The sequence below is a fragment of the Stenotrophomonas sp. LC732 genome, assembly GCF_052446685.1.
Taxonomy (GTDB): Bacteria; Pseudomonadota; Gammaproteobacteria; order Xanthomonadales; family Xanthomonadaceae; genus Stenotrophomonas; species Stenotrophomonas muris.
In genome coordinates, this window is sequence record NZ_CP199214.1 from 800,736 (window position 1) to 821,715 (window position 20,980).

At 67.6% G+C, this 20,980-nt stretch carries 18 protein-coding genes and 1 pseudogene; 10 read left to right on the forward strand and 9 right to left on the reverse strand.

Going from position 1 to position 20,980, the window contains the following annotated elements; translation table 11 throughout:
* On the reverse strand, positions 1-579 hold the full coding sequence (locus ACT6SE_RS03885) for a hypothetical protein (protein WP_046429221.1): 579 nt from the start codon (positions 577-579) through the stop codon (positions 1-3).
* A gap of 241 nt (positions 580-820) precedes the next feature.
* Here ACT6SE_RS03885 and ACT6SE_RS03890 point away from each other — a divergent pair, with 241 nt between their 5' ends.
* From ACT6SE_RS03890 to ACT6SE_RS03900, 3 genes are all read left to right on the forward strand, one after another.
* Positions 821-1,216 (forward strand): DUF2946 family protein, encoded by a 396-nt coding sequence (locus tag ACT6SE_RS03890; protein ID WP_046429225.1) that lies wholly within the window; start codon positions 821-823, stop codon positions 1,214-1,216.
* A gap of 129 nt (positions 1,217-1,345) precedes the next feature.
* The gene (locus ACT6SE_RS03895; protein ID WP_046429226.1) at positions 1,346-3,484 is read left to right on the forward strand and encodes a TonB-dependent receptor; all 2,139 of its coding nucleotides are present in this window, start codon (positions 1,346-1,348) and stop codon (positions 3,482-3,484) included.
* An 11-nt stretch (positions 3,485-3,495) separates the two neighbouring features.
* Positions 3,496-5,001 (forward strand): PepSY domain-containing protein, encoded by a 1,506-nt coding sequence (locus ACT6SE_RS03900; RefSeq protein ID WP_046429228.1) that lies wholly within the window; start codon positions 3,496-3,498, stop codon positions 4,999-5,001.
* Positions 5,002-5,010: 9 nt separating this feature from the next.
* Here the strand turns inward: ACT6SE_RS03900 and ACT6SE_RS03905 are convergent, their stop codons facing one another.
* The gene (locus tag ACT6SE_RS03905; RefSeq protein ID WP_014646201.1) at positions 5,011-6,144 is read right to left on the reverse strand and encodes an MFS transporter; all 1,134 of its coding nucleotides are present in this window, start codon (positions 6,142-6,144) and stop codon (positions 5,011-5,013) included.
* Between the two features lie 11 nt (positions 6,145-6,155).
* Positions 6,156-6,932, reverse strand: a complete 777-nt coding sequence (locus ACT6SE_RS03910; protein WP_046429230.1) for a DeoR/GlpR family DNA-binding transcription regulator — start codon at positions 6,930-6,932, stop codon at positions 6,156-6,158.
* A gap of 160 nt (positions 6,933-7,092) precedes the next feature.
* Here ACT6SE_RS03910 and smqnr point away from each other — a divergent pair, with 160 nt between their 5' ends.
* Positions 7,093-7,740, forward strand: coding sequence for a SmQnr family pentapeptide repeat protein (gene smqnr, locus ACT6SE_RS03915; protein WP_014646203.1), 648 nt, complete (start codon positions 7,093-7,095; stop codon positions 7,738-7,740).
* Between the two features lie 3 nt (positions 7,741-7,743).
* Here smqnr and ACT6SE_RS03920 read toward each other — a convergent pair whose 3' ends face one another.
* Both ACT6SE_RS03920 and ACT6SE_RS03925 read right to left on the reverse strand, forming a co-directional pair.
* Positions 7,744-8,418: a class I SAM-dependent methyltransferase gene (locus ACT6SE_RS03920; RefSeq protein ID WP_046429233.1), complete on the reverse strand. Its 675-nt coding sequence runs from the start codon at positions 8,416-8,418 to the stop codon at positions 7,744-7,746.
* A 98-nt stretch (positions 8,419-8,516) separates the two neighbouring features.
* Complete coding sequence (locus tag ACT6SE_RS03925; protein WP_046429235.1) at positions 8,517-9,896, reverse strand: aminotransferase-like domain-containing protein; 1,380 nt, start codon at positions 9,894-9,896, stop codon at positions 8,517-8,519.
* A gap of 133 nt (positions 9,897-10,029) precedes the next feature.
* Between ACT6SE_RS03925 and ACT6SE_RS03930 the strand changes: the two genes are divergently transcribed.
* Entirely contained in the window at positions 10,030-10,893 is an 864-nt protein-coding gene (locus tag ACT6SE_RS03930) for a DMT family transporter (protein ID WP_032958514.1), read from the forward strand.
* 49 nt (positions 10,894-10,942) lie between these two features.
* On the opposite strand, the gene ACT6SE_RS03935 is transcribed toward ACT6SE_RS03930, so the two are convergent.
* Positions 10,943-11,866 carry a LysR substrate-binding domain-containing protein gene (locus tag ACT6SE_RS03935; protein ID WP_049420757.1) on the reverse strand — a complete coding sequence of 308 codons (924 nt, stop codon included), beginning with the start codon at positions 11,864-11,866 and terminating at the stop codon, positions 10,943-10,945.
* A gap of 106 nt (positions 11,867-11,972) precedes the next feature.
* Here ACT6SE_RS03935 and ACT6SE_RS03940 point away from each other — a divergent pair, with 106 nt between their 5' ends.
* Positions 11,973-13,490, forward strand: a complete 1,518-nt coding sequence (locus tag ACT6SE_RS03940) for an MFS transporter (protein WP_046429284.1) — start codon at positions 11,973-11,975, stop codon at positions 13,488-13,490.
* A gap of 278 nt (positions 13,491-13,768) precedes the next feature.
* Here the strand turns inward: ACT6SE_RS03940 and ACT6SE_RS03945 are convergent, their stop codons facing one another.
* Complete coding sequence (locus ACT6SE_RS03945; RefSeq protein WP_014646209.1) at positions 13,769-14,173, reverse strand: GFA family protein; 405 nt, start codon at positions 14,171-14,173, stop codon at positions 13,769-13,771.
* Positions 14,174-14,344: 171 nt separating this feature from the next.
* On the opposite strand from ACT6SE_RS03945, the gene ACT6SE_RS03950 reads away from it, so the two are divergent.
* Positions 14,345-15,319, forward strand: coding sequence for an Lnb N-terminal periplasmic domain-containing protein (locus ACT6SE_RS03950; protein WP_046429239.1), 975 nt, complete (start codon positions 14,345-14,347; stop codon positions 15,317-15,319).
* On the forward strand, positions 15,319-17,340 hold the full coding sequence (locus ACT6SE_RS03955) for an esterase/lipase family protein (RefSeq protein ID WP_046429242.1): 2,022 nt from the start codon (positions 15,319-15,321) through the stop codon (positions 17,338-17,340). Before ACT6SE_RS03950 ends, ACT6SE_RS03955 begins: the two co-directional genes overlap by 1 nt.
* Positions 17,341-17,427: 87 nt before the next feature.
* Here the strand turns inward: ACT6SE_RS03955 and ACT6SE_RS03960 are convergent, their stop codons facing one another.
* Entirely contained in the window at positions 17,428-18,849 is a 1,422-nt protein-coding gene (locus ACT6SE_RS03960; RefSeq protein ID WP_014646212.1) for an MFS transporter, read from the reverse strand.
* Positions 18,850-18,878: 29 nt separating this feature from the next.
* Here ACT6SE_RS03960 and soxR point away from each other — a divergent pair, with 29 nt between their 5' ends.
* A complete protein-coding gene (gene soxR, locus ACT6SE_RS03965; protein ID WP_021202603.1) occupies positions 18,879-19,313 on the forward strand; it encodes a redox-sensitive transcriptional activator SoxR in 435 nt (144 codons plus the stop codon).
* A gap of 85 nt (positions 19,314-19,398) precedes the next feature.
* Here soxR and ACT6SE_RS03970 read toward each other — a convergent pair.
* Positions 19,399-20,028: pseudogene (locus ACT6SE_RS03970) on the reverse strand (short chain dehydrogenase); the annotation flags it as partial.
* Between the two features lie 71 nt (positions 20,029-20,099).
* On the opposite strand from ACT6SE_RS03970, the gene ACT6SE_RS03975 reads away from it, so the two are divergent.
* Positions 20,100-20,975, forward strand: coding sequence for a LysR family transcriptional regulator (locus ACT6SE_RS03975; protein ID WP_046429246.1), 876 nt, complete (start codon positions 20,100-20,102; stop codon positions 20,973-20,975).
* Positions 20,976-20,980 lie beyond the last annotated feature (5 nt).

Here is a 20,980-nt window from a genome sequence, read left to right on the forward strand (position 1 = left end):
TCACTTCCCTGCAGGACGCGAGGCGTGCACGACTAGCCTTGCCGAATAGTCTTGCAGTCCTGATATGGCATGGACCGTTTGAATCTGCAGCCGGTATCCGCTGTCGAGCTCCAGCGGCAGCGCTGTCACGTTCAGGAGGTAGCTGCCGTCGCTGCCTGATGCGAGCGAGGCATAGCGCCAGCTCTCAGAGTGGTGCCACGAGGGGAGCGGCTCAACACCGTTGCGCGCGCGTGCCTGATAGCTGTCCTGTGTTGCAATCTCCTGCCAGGTAGTACCTTCCCGACGCTGCAGGGATACTTCGAATGGGATGTTGATACTTGCTATATCGGGCGTGCCCGTTGTAGCTGGACTTCGCCGCTGCAGTTCCAGTTCCACCGCATAAGTGCGGTAGCTGGCAAAATTGCGCGCCGTGGTTTCGAACTCGAACTGCACCTGCTGGCCCGGCGTGTCCACGGCGATGGGCTGTGAGAGTTCCAGCGGCTCTGGCGGTGGGGGCGGCCCCTTGTCGGCACAGGCGGCAAGCAACGCGGTCAGGCCGAGCAGGCTGATGCGCAGCCGGTGTGTGATGCGAGTGGTCATGCGGATCCCTCTGGCTCCTTGCCGTGGCCATCTGAACCCTAACGTTGGCGAGGCGGGGCCTGCAAGCGTAGGGACCGCGGTGCGGTGCATTCACATGTCGCCGCTGGAGGCGAGCCCCTGCGTCACCGTGTCGCAGGGGCCAAACCCTGAACGGGGTCCAAGGTTGGCTATGGCCCCGTAGAATGGCGGCGTGCGCCATTCTGTTCTCCACCGCCGGTTCCAGGCCCTGGCATGGCTTGCCATGCTGCTGGTGCTGCTCGCCCCGCTGGTGAGCCGCTGGCTGGCGCATGGTCACGTGGCTGCCGCTGCGCCGGTGGCGGCCATGGACCACGCAATGCACGCAGAGCACGCGCTGCACGCGATGGAAGGGCAGCACGACCATCACGCGATGGCGATGCTGCACGGCGAGGCCACGAAGAAGCCGCCCGCCGATCCACACGCCGATCATGAGATGGGCGTGGACTGCGATTACTGCCTGATCGCTGCACGGCTGATCACCCTGCTGGTGGCGGCCGTGCTGCTGTTGGCGCCGATTGCACCGGTGTGCCGCGCACTGCGCGGCGCGGTGCGGGCGTTGCCGCAACGGATCAGCGGCACATTGGGCGCGCGTGGGCCGCCAGCACTGATGGCTGCCTGAGCCGCACGCGCGCTGCATTGAACGTTCTTCCATGAGGTTGCCGGCCACGGCCGGTGCCCGCACGCGCGTGTCTGCCCCTTTCTGATTGCTGCCCTGCCATTGCGGGGTGGCCTTGCATGCCGTGAAAAAATGAAAACGAACCCCAACTCCGCGCGCCTGCGCCGGGCGACGCTGCCTGTCCTGTGCTCGCTGCTCTTGCATGCCGCGCCCCTGCTTGCCGCCGGCGCGGCACCCCCGACCACGCTGGAGACCGTACGCGTGGTCGATACCCGCAGCGGTGAACTGTCTTCCACCGCCAGCGCCGGCTCTGCGTTGGGCCTGAGCGTGTTGCAGACACCGGCCAGCCTGACGGTCATTTCGCGCGAGCAGCTGGAGCAGCGCGGCGACAGCAACCTCAACGATGCGATCAGCCGAGCGGGTGCGATCAGTGCCATGCCGCACCCGGGCAATGGCCTGAGTGCGCTGTCCAGCCGCGGCTTCACCGACGGTGCCTCGGTGATGCGGCTGTACGATGGGCTGCGCCAGTACGGCGGCGTGGGCATCACGTTCCCGTTCGATACCTGGTCGATCGAGCGCATCGAAGTGCTGCGCGGCCCGGCCTCGGTGGTCCATGGCGACGGGGCGATCGGCGGCGTGATCAACATCGTGCCGAAGAAGGCCACGCGCGGCGCCATCGAGAACCAGATCAGCATGACCGTGGGCAGCGAGGACACCGCGCGGCTGGGCTTCGGCAGTGGTGGCGCGCTGACGCCCGAGCTGGCCTACCGGCTGGATGTGAGCGGCAACTACAGCGGTGGCTGGGTTGATCGTGGACGCAACAGCGACGCGACATTCTCCGGTGCGTTGCTGTGGCAGCCACGTGCGGACCTGCAGCTGATGCTCACCCATGCGCAGGGCTACCAGAAACCCATGCGCTACTTCGGCACGCCGCTGGTCGAGGGCCGCCAGCTGGAGGCGCTGCGCCACCGCAACTACAACGTGGACGACAGCGAGATCCGCTTCCGCGACCGCTGGACCCAGCTCGACGCGCTGTGGACACCAAACGCGAACGTGGAATGGCGAACCCGCGTCTACCAGATCGACAGCCAGCGTGATTGGCGCAATGCCGAGGCCTATGTCTACAACCGCGCTACCGGCTTGATCGATCGCTCGGGCAATACCGAGATCACCCACAACCAGGACCAGACCGGACTGACCTCGACGCTGCGTGTGCAGGGAACGGCGGGTGGCCTGCAGAACAACTTCGCGGTGGGCCTGGACGCCAACCGCGCGCACTTCAAGCACACCAACAACACCTATGCCGGCAGCTCGGGCCCGGTCGATCCGTTCGATCCTGTCCCGGGCCAGTTCGCGAGCGACGCGCCGAACCTGCCGCGCTACCGCAACCGTGCCGAGCAGTACGCGCTGTTCGTGGAAGACCGGCTGGCGCTGAGCGAGCGCTGGTCGGTGCTGGGTGGCCTGCGCCACGACCGCGCGCGCATCGATCGCACCGATCTGATCAGTGGCCAGAATGCGTTCTCGAAGACCTACAGCAGCACAGGCTGGCGTGCGGGTACGGTACTCGCGCTGCAGCCGACGCTGAGCCTGTATGCGCAGTATTCGCAGGCGGCGGACCCGGTCAGTGGCCTGCTGATGATCAGCCCGGCCAACGGCGCCTTTGACCTGGCCAAGGGCCGGCAGATCGAGGTTGGCCTGAAGCAGGCCTTCGACGGTGGCGAGTGGACGCTGGCGGCGTATCGCATCCGCAAGACCGGGCTGCTCAGCCGCGATCCGCTGGTGCCGGATCGCCGGGTGCAGGTGGGCGCGCAGACCTCGCGCGGTATTGAAGCGTCGTTGAACTGGAACTTCGCGCCGCGCTGGTCGCTCGATGCCAACGCGACGGTGCTGAAGGCCGAATTCGAGGACTTCCTGGAAACCACGGGTTCGCCGGCGGTGTTGGTGTCGCGCGACGGCAACGTGCCGCCGAACGTGGCCGAGCGCCTGGCCAGTATGTGGTTGAGCTGGCAGTTCGCGCCGGACTGGAGCGCGGCGGGTGGCGTTCGCTATGTCGGCAAGCGCTACGCCGATAATGCCAACACGCTGGAGTTGCCCGGTTACAGCACCACCGACCTCGCCCTGACCTGGCAGGCGGCACCGCACACGCGGCTGTCCGCGCGATTGTTCAACGTGTTCGACAAGGGGTACTACGCCACCGCGTACTACACCAGTACGCAGTGGTTGCTGGGTGCGGACCGGCGCGTCGAATTCACCGTCGACCATCGCTTCTGAGGGCGCTGGCGATGACGATGCGTTCCACCGCCAAGCGCTGGACCTACCTGGTGCATCGCTGGCTGGGCATCGGCGGATGCCTGCTGATGCTGCTGTGGTTCGTCAGCGGCATGGTGATGCTGTTCATTGGTTACCCGAAGCTGACACCCGGCGAGCGGCTGGCGGCGTTGCCGTTGCTGGGTGATGCCCGCGACCTGCAGGGGCTGTCGGTACTGCCTGCCGCCGTGCAGGCCGAGCCGGAGGCTGTGGCGTTGACCACACTGCGTGGAGCGCCTGCCTATGTGGTGCGCAGTGGCAGCAATGTGGGCGCCTGGTCTGCCGTGACCGGCCAGGCGCTGCTGCCGGTGTCGGCACAGCGCGCCGAAGCATCCGCTGCGCAGTTCGCGGGCGGCCAGGCCTTCGTGGGTGCGATGCGCGTGAATGAGGATCGTTGGACGCATTCGCGTGCACTGGACGCGCATCGGCCGCTGTATCGGGTGGAGGTGGGCGGCGCGCAGCCGGGCGACCTGTATGTGTCCTCGCGTACCGGTGAAGTGGTGCTGGACGCCCCGCATGTGCAGCAGCGCTGGAACTATGTGGGCGCCTGGCTGCACTGGCTGTACTTCCTGCGCATGCAGTCGGTCGACCCGGTGTGGACGTGGGTGGTGATCGTGCTGTCCGCACTGTGCACGGTGGCGGCGATCAGCGGCATCGTGGTGGGCGTATGGCGCTGGCGTTTCCGTGGGCACTATCGTTCCGGTGCGAAGACGCCGTACGTGGAGTCGTGGATGCGCTGGCACCATCTGATCGGATTGTGTGCTGCGGCCTTCGTGTTCACCTGGATTTTCAGCGGGCTGATGTCGATGAACCCATTGGGTGTCTTCAGCAGTACGGGTGAAGCGATCGATGTTGAGCACTACCGTGGCGGCGCGGTGGCGGTGGATGGTGCGCTGGGTGATCCTGCGAAGCTTCTGGCGATGGCCGAAGCTGCGCGCTTCCAGCCGGTGGAGATCCAGTGGCGACGGATCGGTGGTGAGCTGTTCGCGGTGTTGCTGGACGGGCAGGGTGATACGCGCATCGTGTCCGGCGGCAATGGGCACCTGCATGTCGCACGGTGGCTGCCGACCGCGTGGTTGCAGCAGAGGGCACGTGCGCTGTCCGCTACACCCATGCAGGGTTTCGTGGTGCAGCATGCAGCGGATGCGTACTTCTACCCGCGTGCGCCCGAGGCCATGAATGGTGCAGCGGTACGTCGCTTCCCGGTGGCAGTGGTGGATTTCGGTGATGCCGAGGCGACACGCGTCTATCTCGATCTGGCGACCGGCGATCCGTTGCTGACGATGGGGCATCGTGAGCGGGTGGGGCGCTGGCTGTTCTACTTCCTGCATAGCTGGGACCTGCCGGCGATGCTGCGCCAGGAAGGTGCCCGGTTGGCGGTGTTGCTGCTGCTGAGCGCTGCCGGCACCGCGTTGTGTGCCACGGCGACGGTGATCGGCTATCGGCGATTGCGGATGAAGCTGCGGCGCAGGCGGCGCTGATGCCCTGGGCTACACCCGCAGCCAACGCGTGGACATCGCCACCAGCAACAAGGCCGTGGCCACGCCGATGAATGCAGCGATCAGGCCGAAGTGGTTGGCGGCAAAACCGATCAGTGCCGGGCCAGCAAGGATGCCGGCAAAGCCCAGCGTGGAAACGGCGGTGATGGCCAGCGCGCCGGGCATGCGGGTCTGGTGGCCAGCCAGCGAGAACAGCGCCGGTGCGATGTTGGCGCAGCCGAGGCCGACCAGCACATAGCCGATCAGCGACGCCTGCCACGGCGTGACCAGGGTCAGCACCAGCACGCCCGCGGCGGCAAGCAACGCGCCGAACACGATCGCGCGCTGGCGGCCCACGCGTGCCACCAGTGCATCACCGAACAGGCGTGCGACGGTCATGGTCAGGGTGAAGGTCACATAGCCGATGCCGGCGAGGCCGGCATCGACGCGGCGCACGTCGCTGAGAAACACCGCGCTCCAGTCGAGCATCGCACCTTCGCCGAGGAAGGCGACGAACGCCAGCACGCCGATGAACAGCACGATGCCGTGTGGCAGGGCCAGCATCGGTGTGTCATGCGGCATGCGTTCGCTGTGCCAGTACGACGCCGACAACAGCATCACCAGCAACATGGCGCCGACGCCGACCAGCACGGATGCCAAGGGCGGCAGCTGTGCGGACAGCAGCACGGTCATGGTGGCCGCGCCGAGGAAGCCGCCGATGCTGAAGAAGGCATGGAAGCCGGACATCATCACGCGCCGTGCTTCGCGCTCGACGATGACGGCCTGTACGTTCATCGTGCAGTCCATCGCGCCCACGGCGGCGCCGAACACGAACAGGACCAGCCCTAGTGTCCAGGCCGAACCGGCCAGCGCCAGGCCGGGCACGGTCAGGCAGATCAGCAGGCTGCTGGCCACCATCACCCGCCGGCAACCGAGGCGCGCGGCCAGCACGCCGGACAACGGCATTGCCAGCAGCGAACCGGCACCGAGGCAGAGCAGCACCAGCCCCAGCGTGGCGTCGTTGATCCCGGTGCGTGCCTTTGCGAACGGCACCAGGGTGGCCCACAGCGCGGTGGCGAAGCCGGGAATGAAGAACGCAGCGCGGGTCGCGTGCTGTTCGGCGCGCGCGCGGTTGGCAAGGGACATGAGCGGTACGGTCAGGGGGGAGTGGGGTGTACCGCGATGCCTGCGGCGCGGAAGCGTGCCGCCAATGCGGGCGGTGCGGTGGTGGTCAGCACCAGGTCGTCGATCTCGTCGAGGCTGGCAATCTGCCAGTTGCCGCGTGCACCCAGCTTTTCAGTCGTGGCGGCGACGATGACACGGCTGCTGCAGGCCACCATCGCGCGCTTCAGCGTGGCTTCTTCCGCATCCATTGCCCACACGCCGGTGTCGCCGTCCACCGCGCAGGGGCCGGGCAGGTACACATCGGCGCGCAGGCGCTGCACCTGGGCCAGTGCTTCGGCGCCGACCGCGCCGCCACCGCTGGCCAGGCGCCCGCCGATCAGCTGCACCGAGGTGCCTTCAAGCAGGCTGGCGGCCGTGGCGATCTGTGGCGCGTTGGTGATCACCGTCAAGCCGAGGGCGGCCGGCAACTGCTGGGCGATCGCCAGGTTGGTTGAACCGGCGTCGAGCAGTACGACCTGGCCGGGTTGCAGCAACGCGCAGACGCGGGCGGCCAGCTCGGCCTTGTCGCCGCGGTCGCGGGTCAGCCGCTCGCGCAGCGGGCGTTCCTTGGGCGGTGGCAGCACGGCGCCACCGTAGACGCGCTGGCACAGGCCCTGCGCGGCCAGCTCGCGCAGGTCGCGGCGGATCGAATCTTCGGACACGGCATAGCGGCGCGCCAGCTCGGCGGCAACCACGCGGCCCTGCTGGCGCAGTTCCTCCAGAATCTGCCGGGTGCGCTGGGCGGGGAGGGGGCCGGGATCGGAGCTCATGCTGCAAGTCTGCACGTTCGTGCATTAACGTGCAACAACATGCATGCTGCGTTGGGGGGACGCAGGGCGGCTGGACTGCCGGTGAATCCGCCCGTGCCCACGTCTATGGATCGCCCTCGCGGCCCGGCATGATGGCGGGGCACCTGGCATGGAATCCCTGATGTCCCCCACCGTTCACCGCAAGCTGCGCATCGGCGCGGACCAGTACACCGGCCAGAAAGTGGTCGACCAGCAGTTCCATGAGTGCGATTTTTCCGGTGCCGACCTGACCGCCACCGAGTTCATCAACTGCAGCTTCTACGATGCCGACAGCCGCAGCGGCTGCCGCTTCAATGGCGCCACATTGAAGGAGGCCAGCTTCCGCAGCTGCGACATCAGCATGTGCCACTTCAACTTCATCAAGGCGCTGGGCCTGGAGATCAGCGAGTGCCGCGCGCAGGGTGCGGATTTCAGCAACGCCAGCTTCATGAACCAGATCACCACGCGCAGCTGGTTCTGCAGCGCCTTCATCAAGAAGTCGAACCTGCGCTATGCCAATTTCTCGCGGGTCACGCTGGAGAAATGCGAACTGTGGGAGAACCGCTGGGACGGTGCAAACGTCAGCGGCGCCAGCTTTGCCGGCTCGGACCTGTCCGGTGGCCAGTTCGAGGGAATCGACTGGAACAGCGCCAACTTCACCGACTGCGACCTGACCAATTCCGATCTGGGCGAGCTGGACCTGCGCAGCACCAACCTGCGTGGCGCCACGCTGGATGTCCAGCAGGTGGCGCTGTTGATGCAGCGCATCGGCATCACCGTGGTGCCGTAGGCATCAGCCGGCGTACGCCACCCAGCCCTTGAAGCTGAAGCCTGCATAGAACAGCTCCACATCGCCGAAGCCGGCCTCCTGCAGCAGCGTCACTTCCTGTTCGGGGGCCAGCAGCGGCAGCCGCTCGGCAATGGCGTCGATCGCGCGCTGTGCATCGGCGTGGGCAACGCCGGAGGCTTCGGCGAACGCGGCGTAGCGCTGCAACCAGCGCAGCTTGCCGGCCGGATCCTGCGGCACGCTGTGGTGGGCCACCACCAGCGGCGCGCCGGGCTGCAGGCGCCTGTGCAGCTCCCGCAGCGTGTGCAGGCGCTGCGCGGCGTCGAGGAAGTGCAGGGTCAGCAGGCAGCTGGCACCATCGAAGCGCACGTCGGGGGCATCGTCGATGTAGCCTTCCAGCAACTGCACGCGCGACATCAGCGGGCCCAGTGTCTGTTCGGCCAGGGCCAGCATCGGTGCAGCCGGGTCCACGCCCAGCAGCTGCCAGCCCGGCTGCGCCTCGGCAAATGCCTTCAGCTCCAGCCCGCCACCGGCGCCCAGCACCAGCACGCGGCCCTGCGCAGGAACGTGTTCGGCCAGCAGCAGGCGACTCATCTGCTGCAACGCGAGGAAGCCCGGCACCTGGCGCAGCGGGCCCTCGGCATAGCGGGCAACGGCCTGCGGATCGGAGAACGAAGACATGCGTGCATTCCTGCAACAGGGACATACCACTGTACCGTGGCATGCAAGTGCCTTTGCCGCGGGTCGCTCCTGCCTGCGCGGACCGGCTTGCATCCAGCTCAGCGCAACGCCCGCGCCAGCACCTGCCAGATCCTCGGGTCCTGGCACTGCGAGACGTTGAAGCGCAGATAGTCGGCCGCGCGCTGCGACTGGCTGAACGCGTTGCCCGGCGCCAGCACGATGCCCTCGCGCAGGCATTGCCGCGCCAGTGCGGCGGCGTCGCGGCCGTCGGGCAGCTGGCACCACAGGAACAGGCCGGCTTCCGGCTGCAGCCACGGCGTGATGCCCAGCGCCTGCAGTTTCCGCAGTGTGTGCCGGCGTGCATCGGCCAGGCGCGAACGTATCGACTGCATGTGGCGGCGGTAACCGCTATCGGTCAGCGCGATGTGCATCAACTGCGCGGCCAGATGGCCGCCGCCAAAGCTGGTCGCCAGCTTCAGGTCGGTCAGTGCTTCTATCCAGTCGTGGCGCGCAGCGATGTAGCCGCAGCGCGACGCTGCCGACAGCGTCTTGGAGAAACTGCCGACGTGGATCACCCGTGACAGTCCATCGAGCGCGGCCAGCCGCGGTGCCGGCTGCAGTTCGAAGTCGGCGAAGATGTCGTCCTCGACGATGATCAACTCGCTGCGTTCGGCCAGGCCCAGCAGGCGGTGCGCGGTGTTGGCCGAAAGCACCGCGCCGGTCGGGTTGTGCAGGCCGGAATTGGTGATGTACAGCCGCGGCGAATGCGCCTGCAGGGCTTGCGCGAACGCCTCCAGGTCCGGGCCGCTGTGCGTGTACGGCACGCCGATGGCCTGCACCTGGTGCGCCTTGAGCAGCGCGTGGTAATTGAAGTAGCTCGGGTCATCGACCAGCACGCAGTCGCCGGGCTTGAGCAGGAAACGGCAGAGCAGATCGACTGCGTGCGTACCGGATTCGGTCAGCAGGATCTGCTCCATCGGTGCATCGATGCCAAGCGTGGCGCTGCGCCTTTGCAGCAGCTGGCGCAACGCGGGCAGCCCGAGCGGACCGGCGTAGTCCACCAGTTGCATGGCATCGGCACGCGCCAGCCGGCGCAGGCCGCGGCGCACGCCATCGTGATACAGCCAGTCACTGGGCATCCAGCCGCACGCTGGCTTGAGATCGCCCGCGGGCGTTTCCAGCGATTGCCGTGATACCCACAGCGGATCCACCGCGCGATCCAGCCGCGGCTCCATTTCAGCCAGCGCCAGCGGTGCGGCCGGGCCACTGACGTAGAAGCCCGAGCCTGCGCGCGCACTGATCAGGCCTTCGGCCGCCAGGCGCTCGTAGGCCTCGACCACGGTGGAGACTGAAACCCCCATGGTCGCCGCCTGCGCACGTACCGAAGGCAGGCGGGAGCCGGGGCCATCCACCCGTGCACTGATGCGGGTGCGGACGGTCTGGATGACCGATTCGATGCGGGTGAGCGGGCGCGGCATGGTGGAACCGTAGTGGAAGTGTGGGCAGTACAGTTACTTGCGGCTGTACTGGATTGTAGCTGGGGTCGTTCCGCGCCGGATGCTTCCATACAGGTGCAGCCGGGCATCGTCCGGCACCTTCAGGAGTACAGGCGTGGAACGGTCGGCGAGTGGTTGGATCAATGGCTTCATCGGTGTGGTGATCTTCGCCGGCTCATTGCCGGCCACCCGCCTGGCGGTGCTGCAGCTGGATGCCGGGTTCGTCACCGCTGCACGCGCCACCATCGCCGCGGTGCTCGGTCTGGGGCTGCTGCTTCTGCTGCGCCAGCCATGGCCGCGGCGCGGCGACCTGCCGGGGCTGGTGGTGGTCAGCCTCGGCGTTGTGGTCGGCTTCCCGCTGCTGACCGCGCTCGCGCTGCGTCACGCGTCGTCGGCGCACACCATCGTGTTCCTTGGCCTGCTGCCGTTGAGTACAGCGGTGTTCGGCGTGCTGCGCGGTGGCGATCGGCCGCGCCCGGCGTTCTGGCTGTTCTCGTTGCTGGGCAGTGCCTGCGTGGTCGGCTATGCCGCGCGCAACGGAATCGAAGCCTCGTTGCAGGCCGACCTGCTGATGCTGGCGGCGATCGTAGTGTGCGGGCTGGGCTACGCGGAAGGTGGTCGGCTCGCCCGTCATCTGGGCGGCTGGCAGGTGATCAGCTGGGCACTGCTGCTGGCGTTGCCGGTGATGCTGCCGCTGACGGTGCTGATGCGCCCGGCCTCGTTCACCGCGGTCGGTGCCTCGGCGTGGTGGGCACTGGGCTACGTCGCAGTGTTCAGCATGCTGATCGGCTTCCTGTTCTGGTACCGCGGGCTGGCCCAGGGCGGCATCGCTGCCGTCGGTCAGCTGCAGCTGCTGCAGCCGTTCTTCGGCCTGGCCCTGGCCGCGCTGCTGCTGCACGAATCGGTCAGCCTCAGCATGGTGCTGGTGACTCTGGTCGCGGTGATCTGCGTCGCCGGCGCGCGCCGCTTCAGCCGCTAGGAAAAAGGGGACGGAGGGGATTAAGTCGTTTCAGGCACAGCAGGACCAATTACGACTTAATCCCCTCCGTCCCCTTTTCCGGGGTGCTGCGGAAAAGGTGCGCAACGGCGTAGTCGATGAACACCCGCAGGCGTGCACTGGGATGGCGCCCGCCGGGCCACAGCAGCGAGAACTGCCCCCGGTGCGTGGGCAGTGTGGGCAGCACCTGTTGCAGGCGGCCATCGGCCAGCGCGTCAGCGGCGAGGAAGTCAGGCATCCAGGCCAGGCCCATGCATCCGATCGCAGCGGCCAGCACGGCTTCCATGTTGTTGCAGGTCATCGCCGTGGGAAGGCGCGCCCCGGCGTCGCCTTCGATGCCCGGCAGCTGCCACGGATGCAGCTTTCCCGTGGTGGGGTAACGGAAGCGCAGCGCGGTATGCATGCGCAGGTCGCCCACATCGCCGGGCGTTCCATGCATCTGCAGATAGCCCGGCGCCGCACAGAGGATGAAACGAAAACCCCCCAGCCGCCGTGCGGTCAGGCTGGAATCGGCCAGTTCGCCACTGCGTATCACTGCATCCAGGCCTTCGCTGACCACATCGACGATGCGGTCGTTGAAGTCCAGTTCCAGCTGCACCTGCGGATAGCGTTGCTGGAAGCCGGGCAGCACCGGCAGCAGGAAGCGGTAGCCGATGGTAGGCAGGCCGATGCGCAGCAGTCCGCTGGGGGCGTGCTGTCGCTGCGCCAGGTCCGCCTGCGCTTCGGAAAGCTCATCCAGCGCACGCCGGCAGCGTTGCAGCAGCAGTTCGCCTTCGTCGGTGAGATGCACGCGGCGGGTGGTGCGCTGGAACAGGCGCGTGCCGAGTTCCTGTTCAAGCCGGGCGATGCGCTTGCCGACGGCCGAGGCTGACAGGCCGAGTACGCGGGCGGCACCGACAATGCTGCCGGCCTCCGCGGTGCGGACGAAGGCGAGCAGGGCGGAGATGGAGTCCATGCTTGGATGATTGCGGAACATCTGGCCGCAATCAACATCCACCGAGCCTGTTTTTCTGGAATAGCGGCCTGTCCATCATCAATGCCCCTGATGGATGGAGGCCCGCATGGCCCCGGATTCGATGCTCCCTGTACCTGTCCGCGCGCAGCAGCGCTGGGCGCTGCTTGCGGTCTGCCTGGCCGCGCTGGCGTTGCCGTTGTCCTTCTCTGCCGGTGCAGTCGCGGTGCCGGCGCTGGCCCGTTCCGCGGCGGCATCGCCCACCGCGCTGGCCTGGGTGACCAACGCCTTCATGCTCACCTTCGGCAGTCTGTTGCTCGCTGCGGGCGGCTTGGCCGATCGATATGGCCGTCGGCGGCTGTTCCTGCTGGGCACGGCGGGCTTCACCACCGCCACCGCCGCCGTCTGCCTTGCTCGCACGCTGCTATGGCTGGATCTGGCGCGCGGGTTGCAGGGCGTTGCCGCGGCGGCGGCGCTGGCATCCGGCACGGCGCTGCTGGCACAGGCCTGGCAGGGGCCGGCGCGTGCCCGTGTCTTCGCCCTGCTGGGCACCACGTTCGGCATGGGGCTGGCGTTGGGGCCCCTGCTCGCGGGCCTGCTGCTGCAGACATTGGGATGGCGCAGCGTGTTCGCCGCGGGCGGTGTGCTCACGTTGGTGGCCTTCGGCCTGGGGGCACGCGCGTTGCCTGAAAGTCATGGCGAGCGCCGACCACTGGATATCGGCGGCATGCTGAGTTTCAGCCTGACGCTGGCGACGTTGACCCTGGCGCTACTGTGGCTGGGCGAGTTCGGCCTGCATGCCGCGCGCGTGCGGCTGGCGCTGCTGGTGACGCTGCTGTTGGGCGGGGTGTTCGTCTTCATCGAACGACGGCACCCCTCACCGTTGCTGGACCTCTCACTGCTCTCGCAACCGGCGTTCATCGGTGTCCAGCTGCTGCCGGTGGCGACCTGCTTCGGCTACGTGGTGCTGCTGGTCGCGTTACCTCTGCAACTGCTGGGCGTGCATGGCCAGAGCGCGACGCTGGTGGGACTGCAGATGCTGGCGCTGTCCGCGCCGATGCTGGTCCTGCCGATGCTGGCCGCGCGTTGGGCGGAGCGCGTGGGAAGTGCGCGGTTGTGCACGCTGGGTCTGCTGGTGTGTGCCGCCGGCCTGTACCTGTTGTCGCGGCAGGCGTCGCACCCGTCGCCCGCGCAGTGGGTGCCGCTGCTGATGCTGGTCGGCGCAGGCACGGCTTTGCCGTGGGGGCTGATGGATGGACTGTCGGTGAGCGTGGTACCGGTGCAACGTGCCGGCATGGCCGCAGGCATATTCGGAACCGTGCGGGTGGCCGGCGAAGGCATCGCGTTGGCCGCAGTCACTGCCTTGCTTGCGCTGCTGATCGGCCATCAGCTGCAGGGCGCGTCGCCGGCATCGCTGGTGCGTGCCGGTGCCTATCTGACCACGGGGGCGCGGGAACAGGCGCAGGCACTGCTACCGACGATGAGCCGCATGCAGCTGCAGCACGCCAGTAGTGAGGCGCTGGCGACACTGCTGCGTGTACTGGCGCTGCTGACCGCCGCCTGTGCCGCCGTGTTGCGCCTGTTGCTGCGGAAACGCACAGGTGCCTTGGTCGGGGACATGGTGTAGCAGGCTCATCGCCGCCTCCGCCGTCATCCCGCTGTCGTGTCCCGCTCACGCCGCCTATGCCCACCCGGGCCTAGTGTTGATCGTCCCCGTCCCCCACGGAGACCCGCCATGTGGCTGCTCGACCATCTCTGGCCCAGCCGTCGACCCCTTCCTCCCCCGGTCGAGGACGCGCCACAGGCACCGTCACGCCGGCCCTGGCTGAAACGCCCGGCGCGGGCCGGGCGCAGCGGCATGGCGCCCTGGCAGAAGGTGGCCACGCCACCGCGGCGCACGCGCCACTAGCCGGTGCGGTCTGATGGGTGGTTGACCCCGTCGCTGACCGGGATCACCCCCAGCGCGAACGGGTCGATGCCCTCCAGGCAGGCCACGTTGTAGCCGTACTGGTCGGGGTTGGAGCGGCGCCGGTGATGGGTGTAGATGCCGCACACCCCGCAGAAGTAGTGCTCGGCCACATGGGTGTTGAACTGGTACTTCTGCAGGTGATGCTGCCCGCGCACCACCTGCAGGCCCTGGCGGGGGACGCTGGCGGCGATGGCACCCCGGCGCCGGCACATCGAGCAGTCGCAGCGGCGCGGGTCAACGATGCCGTCCGGGAGGTCCAGCAGCAGCTCGACCGTGCCGCAGTGGCAGGTGGCGCGGTGCTGGGGTTGGACCGGAACGCCGGCCACGGAAGTGATGCCCATCGTTGCTCCTGTGAGGTGAACCTGGCCGCATGGACCGCCGCAGACGGTGCGCCGCGGTCCCTGAACGGGCCGTAGATGCCACGGCGAACCCGCTTGTGGCTAACTATGCGGCTTCGGGACCGCGACAGGATGCCAGTGAGAGCCGCAGGACGTTGGATGACAGGAAGTGCCATGGCGCTGGCAGCGTTGTGGGTGACCGGGCTGCTGGCCTATCAGATGCCGGGGCCGGACTGGCTGGCCAATGGCATTGCGGTGCTGTGGCTGCTGGTTGCGCTGTGGGCGTCGTGGCAGGTCGCGCGTGGCCGTGGCCATCGTCGCCTGGGCATGGCGTTCGGCGCGTCGCTGGCGCTAGCCGGCCTGTGGTGGCTGCTGCTCACCCCGCGCCAGGACCGCGTCTGGGCCGATGACGTGGCCCAGCGCCTGCACGTGGTGTCCTTCGACGGGCGCCACGTGGTGCTCGACAACGTGCGTGATTTCACCTGGCGCAGCGAGACCGACTACGACGCGCACTGGGTGCGCCGCGCGTACGACCTGGACCAACTCCGCTCGGCCGATCTGGTGCTGTCGTACTGGATGGGCCCGGCGATCGCCCACACCCTGATCTCGTTCGGTTTCGAGGATGGGCGCCACGTGGTGTTCTCGCTGGAGATCCGCAAGGAACGCGGCGAATCGTTCTCGGCGCTGGGCGGCTTCTTCCGCAAATTCGAGATGACCCTGGTGGCCGCGGAGGAGACCGACATCATCCGCACCCGCACCAACGCGCGTGGCGAGGATGTCTACCTGTACCGCCTGCACGGCATGGACCAGGCGCAACTGAAGCAACTGTTCGCCGCGTACATCGCGCAGGCGCGCGAACTGGATGCGAAGCCGGGCTTCTACAACACGCTCACCAGCAACTGCACCACCATCGTCTTCGATCTGGCCCGCCACATCGCGCCGCGCCTGCCGCTGGACTACCGCCTGCTGCTGTCCGGCTACCTGGCCGAATACGCACAGGAGGTCGGCGCGCTCACGCCGGGCGTGCCTTATGCCGAACTGCATGACAAGGGCCGCATCACCCAGCGTGCGCTGGACCTGGGCAGCGGCGACCACTTCTCCACCGTGATCCGCCAGGGCGTGCCCGGCACCGAGCAGGACCCGCAGTAATGACCCGACTCTTCCTGATCCGCTGGCAGCGCGTGCTGCCGGTGTTGTTCGCCGCCTTCCTGCTGCTGGGCAGCAGCGGCTGCGCGATGGTGACTGTCAAGCAGGTGAAGTCCAGCGATTCGCTGGTGAACAAGCGCGCCGATGTGCTCAACACCGGCAAGCTCAGCCCGGCCGCGCGCGAGACGCTCAGCGCGGCGGGCCTGGATGAGTCGCAGTGCGAAAAGGACTTCCTGGTCTGCCGCAGCACGTTGTTGATGACCGATGACCTCAACGTCGAGCAGCGGCTGTCGGCGCTGTCCGAACTGTGGGTGAAGGCCGCACTGGCGCTGACGCCGAAGAAGACCGCCGCCGGCGATCCGCCGATGAGCGATGCGGCGCTGGATGCCTGGCTGGAAGCCGCGCGCTATGCCTATGCCTACCTGTTCTACAGCGGCCGCTCGCCGTCCGACCGCGCCTTCGAGGACCGGCAGACGCAGGTGCGCGACTACTACAACTACGCCGCCGAGAAGGCGGCGGTGGTGCTGTTCGTGCGCGCGCGTGCAGCGGCACTGGCCGGCGAGGACTATACGAAGCCGATCTCGGTCGGCAGCTGGTCGCTGGCCTCCAACTACCAGCAGTTGAACCTGAAGAGCATTCCGGCGCAGCTGGTGCCGGCCGGCACGGTCAGCTTCGTCGGCCTGCGCAGCACCTATCGCCGCGATGGCTTCGGTGCCGAGCTGGTGATGGTGATGGACCCGCCCAAGCTGGTCGCGCCGGTGATCGCGGGCGATGGGCCGAAGGCGGAAACAGCGGCGGATGATGCCGACGACGAGCGCCGTGGCCGCCGCCATCGGCATGACGATTCGGTGCCGGAATTCAGCGAGATGTCCTCGATCAACGTCACCGCGCTGCTGCGTTTCGAAGGCAGCAGCCTGGAAGACGTGATGCGCACGCGCCGGGTTGAACTGGACGCCTATTCGCCGGAGGCCACTGAACGCATCACCCTGCACGGCGAACAGGTGCCGCTGGCCGGCAATTTCACCGCTGCCTACGGCCTGTGGCTGGCGCAGAGTGGCTTCGCCCGGCAGTCACTGCGCACCCTGTTCGGCATGAGTGAGGGCATCGGCGAACCGCACATCTACCTGATGCAGCCCTGGGACCCGAACCGCCGCATCATCTTCATGCTGCACGGCCTGGCCAGCAGCCCGGAAGCCTGGGTGAACCTGGCCAACGAGATCATGGGCGACCCCGAGCTGCGCCAGCAGTTCCAGGTGTGGCAGGTCTACTACCCGACCAATGCACCGATCGCGCTGAACCGCTACGAGATCGCCAACGCGTTCAATGACACGCTCAAGCACTTCGACCCCAACGGCAGCACACGCGCATCGAAGGACATGGTCTATATCGGCCACAGCATGGGCGGCGTGCTCGCGCGGCTGTTGGTGAGCGACTCGGGTGATGTGCTGTGGGATGACCTGCTGGCCAACTATGACCTGAAGGGCGAGCGGCTGAAGCGCGTGCAGGCCAAGCTGGGGCCACTGCTGCATTTCAAGGCGCAGCCGAACGTGGAACGCGCGATCTTCATCGCCGCGCCGCACCAGGGCACGGATATCGCAGGCAACAAGGTCGGGCGGCTGATCGGGCGCCTGGTACGCCTGCCGCTGACCATTCTCGGCAAGTTCGAGGACGTGTTCATGGCGCTGGCACAGGCCGAGCAGCAGGTCGACGGCACCGCCAAGCCGAAGATTCCCAACAGCATCGACAACCTCAAGGCCAGCGATCCGTTCGTGAAGGCCGCCGCACAGCTGCCGATCGAAGCGGGCCTGAAGTACCACTCGATCATCGCCCAGCGCAAGCCGGAGCTGCCGGTGGAGAAGTCCGATGACGGGCTGGTGCCGTACTGGAGCGCGCATCTGCCGGGCGCGCTGTCGGAGAAGGTGATCATTTCCGGCCACAGCGTGCAGGAGACCCCGCAGGCCGTGCTGGAAGTGCGCCGCATCCTGCATCGGGATATCGATGATGTGGGAGCCGGTACACGGTAATGCCGGCCTCTGGCCGTCGCCATCATGGGATTCCCGCGTGCGCGGAGGTTGCCGGCCAGCGGCCGGCACTACCGGAATCCGGCGGCGCTACACCCGCCGCGCGATCACTGCGGCCAGCACCGCCAGACCGAAGGTGATGGCCAGGCACAGCAGGTAGCCGGTGTGCGGCGCGCTTTCCACGAACATGGCGAACAACGCGCCGGACACCGCCAGCGCGGTGGTCACCGACAACGCCTCGCTCAGCTGCAGCGCCGAGGTATTGGCACCCTGCTCATGCGGTGCTGACAGCGACAGGGTCAGCACCGACAGGCTGGCGTAGATCATGCCCATGCCGAAGCCGGTGACGGCCCAGCCGACCAGCGCGACCGGCAGCGGCATCGGGTTGAACAGCACCGACAGCGTTGCGGCGATGCCGAACGTCATCATCACCGTGCCAACGCGCAGCAGCTGCTGGCGTGACCAGCCACGCTGCTGGTGGCCCTGCAGCCATGAACCGGCGAACCAGCCCAGCGCACCGAGGCTGAGCACGGCGCCTGCCCAGCTGGGCGAGAGCCCGCGTTCGCGCTGCAGCAGCAGGGGCAGATAGGCCTCGCAGGCGAAGAACGCCGCTGCAGCAATGCCGCGCAACGCGATCACGCTGGGCAGGCCGCGGCGCAGGATCAGGGTTCCGGCCGGCAGCAGCCGATGCACGCAGAACAGCAGCGCCAGCATCGCCACGCCGATGCAGAGCAGGGCGGCCATGCCCTGTTGCTGGCCGCCGACGTAGAGCAGTAGTGCGGCCAGTGAGGCGCCAGAGGCCCAGCGCACCACGTTGCTGCGTTCGCCATCGTTGCAGACCGCAACGGGAGGTTGCATGCGCGCCAGTGCCGGGCGCAGCAGCAGTGCGGCCGGTATCGCCAGCAGTGGCACTGCCAGGAATACCCAGCGCCAGCCCAGGTGCTGCACCATCAGGCCACTCAACGCCGGGCCGACCATCGAGGGCACCACCCAGCCTGCGGAGAACGCCGCGAACACCTTCGGCCGCAGGTGTTCGGGGTAGCTGCGGCCGACCATCACGTACAGCGAGACCGAAATCGCGCCCGCGCCCAGGCCCTGCATCAGGCGCCCGGCCACCAGCATGCCCATGCGCGTCGCAAAGCCGGCCAGCAGCAGGCCCAGCACGAAGCAGCCCAGGCCGTACCAGAGTGGCCGCGCGGGGCCGTGGCGATCGGCCCAGCGCCCGGCCAGGGTCATGCCGATCACACTGGTGGCCAGGGTGCCGCCAAAGGCCAGCGCGTACAGGCGCAGTCCATCGAGTGCTTCGGCCACGGTGGGCATCGCGGCCGCGACGGCCAGTGCTTCGAAGGCGTGCAGCGCGACCAGTGCGACCATGCCGATGGTCGTGGCGCGGTAGCGCGCGGACAGGATCGAGCTGTCAGCCGGCAGGTGGGTGTCGGCGGGAGAGAGGGTCGGGGTCATACGGGTCAGGTGCAGGCCGCGCTTGTCAACGGGCGGCGAAGATAGCAGCATGCCACCTCAACTGTAGTTGAGGTCAAGCAATGGCATCCCAGGAACTCAGCGTTGGCGAGGTCTCCCAGCGCAGTGGCGTGGCCGTTTCCGCACTGCATTTCTACGAGCGCAAGGGGCTGATCAGCAGCCTGCGCACCTCGGGCAACCAACGTCGTTACAGCCGGGACGTGCTGCGCCGGTTGGCGGTGATCCGCGTGGCGCAGCGGGTGGGCATGCCGCTGGAAGCAGTCGGCCGTGCCTTCGAAAGCCTGCCTGACGGACGCGCACCGACCAAAGCGGATTGGGCCAGGCTGTCTGCGCGCTGGCGCACCGAGCTGGAAGAGCGCATCCACATGCTGCAGCTGCTGCGCGACGAACTGACCGGCTGCATCGGTTGTGGCTGCCTGTCGCTGCAGCATTGCCGCCTGGCCAATCCCGGCGACGTCCTCGGCGAACGCGGCGACGGCCCGATGCGCTGGGAGTGAGCGACAAAAAGGGGACGCAAAAAGGGGACGGAGGGGATTATGTCGTTTGTGCACTTGCGACTTAATCCCCTCCGTCCCCTTTTTCTTACCAGACCGTGATGGTTTCGCCGCTCTGGATGCCTTCCACCGCGCGCTGGAAGGCCAGTGCCGCGCGCTGTGCGCTTACCGCCTCGAAGCCCGGGAAGTAGGGGCCGTAGGCGGCCATCGATTCGATCAGTACGTTCGGGCTGACCACGTTGATGCGCAGGCCGCGCGGCAGCAGCTCCAGTGCGGCTGCGCGCACGAAGCCTTCCAGTGCGGCATTCACCGAGGTGGCGTTGACGCCGTCGCGGATCGGTTGTGCGCTGACGATGCCGCTGGTCAGGGTGATCGAGCCGCCGCTGTTGAGATGATGCTGCGCGGCCAGTGCCAGCCTCACCTGGCCCAGCAGTTTGTCCTGCAGGCCGAGGTTGAACTGCGCCGGCGTCATCTGCTGCAGCGGGCCGAAGTGCAGCTTGCCGGCGGTGGAAATCACCGCATCGACCGGGCCGGTACGTGCGAACAGTTCGGCGACGCTGGCGTCATCGGTCAGGTCCACGCGCAGTTCGCCGCTGCTGCGGCCGGCGGCGAGAATCTGATGCTGTTGGCCGAGCTGGCGGGCGACTGCCTGGCCGAGGGTGCCGCTGGCACCAACGAGGAGGATCTTCATGGCCGTTCCTTGCGTAAGGGAGTGAGCGCAGTCTGCGCCCTCACAATGGGGTTAGGTAAGCGGCGTATGATTCGCATATTCCTAACTAAGGATTAGTAATGGATACCCTTCGATGCATGCAGGCCTTCGTTGCCGTGGCCGAGCGTGGCAGCTTCGCCGGCGCCGCCGAACAGCTGCAGGTCTCGGCGGTGATGGTGGGCAAGTACATCCAGCAGCTGGAGGCGCATCTGGGTACCGCGCTGCTGCAACGGAACACCCGCCGCCAGCGCCTGACCGAAGCCGGCAGCGCCTATCTGGCCGGATGCCGGCAAGTGCTGGAGCAGGTGCAGCAGGCCGAGGCCGATGTGGCCGGTCTGCAGGTACAGCCGCGTGGCCTGCTGCGGGTCAGTGCGCCGACCACCTGGGGCAGCTGCGTGCTGGCGCCGCAGCTGGCCGGCCTGCTGCGCGCGCAGCCGCAGTTGAACATCGAACTGGATCTGAGCAACCGCCGTGTGGACCTGATCGAGGACGGCTTCGACGTGGCGATCCGGGTCGGGCCGTTGCCATCGCTGGAGGTGGTGGCGCGGCCGCTGCCGCCGTATGCGATGAGCCTGTGCGCGGCGCCGTCTTACCTGCGCAGGCGCGGCACGCCACGCACGCCGGCGGACCTGCAGGGGCATGACTGCCTGAGCCATCTTGCCTGGCGTGGTGGCCATGGCTGGCAGTTGGCCAACGGTGAACAGGTGGATTGGGAGGCGCGGCTGACCTGCAACGACGGGTTCGCGCTGCGCGAAGCCGCCGTGGCCGGGGCCGGGTTGGTGTTGCAGCCCACCGCGCTGTTGGCGGGGGAGATTGCAGCAGGGCGCCTGAAGCCGCTGCTGCGCGACTACCTGCCCGAACCGCGACCGATGCACCTGATCTACCTGCCCGATCGACGCCCGCGCCCGCGCCTGCAGTGCTTCGTGGATTTCGTCATGTCCACGTTGGGGCAATGAGCATC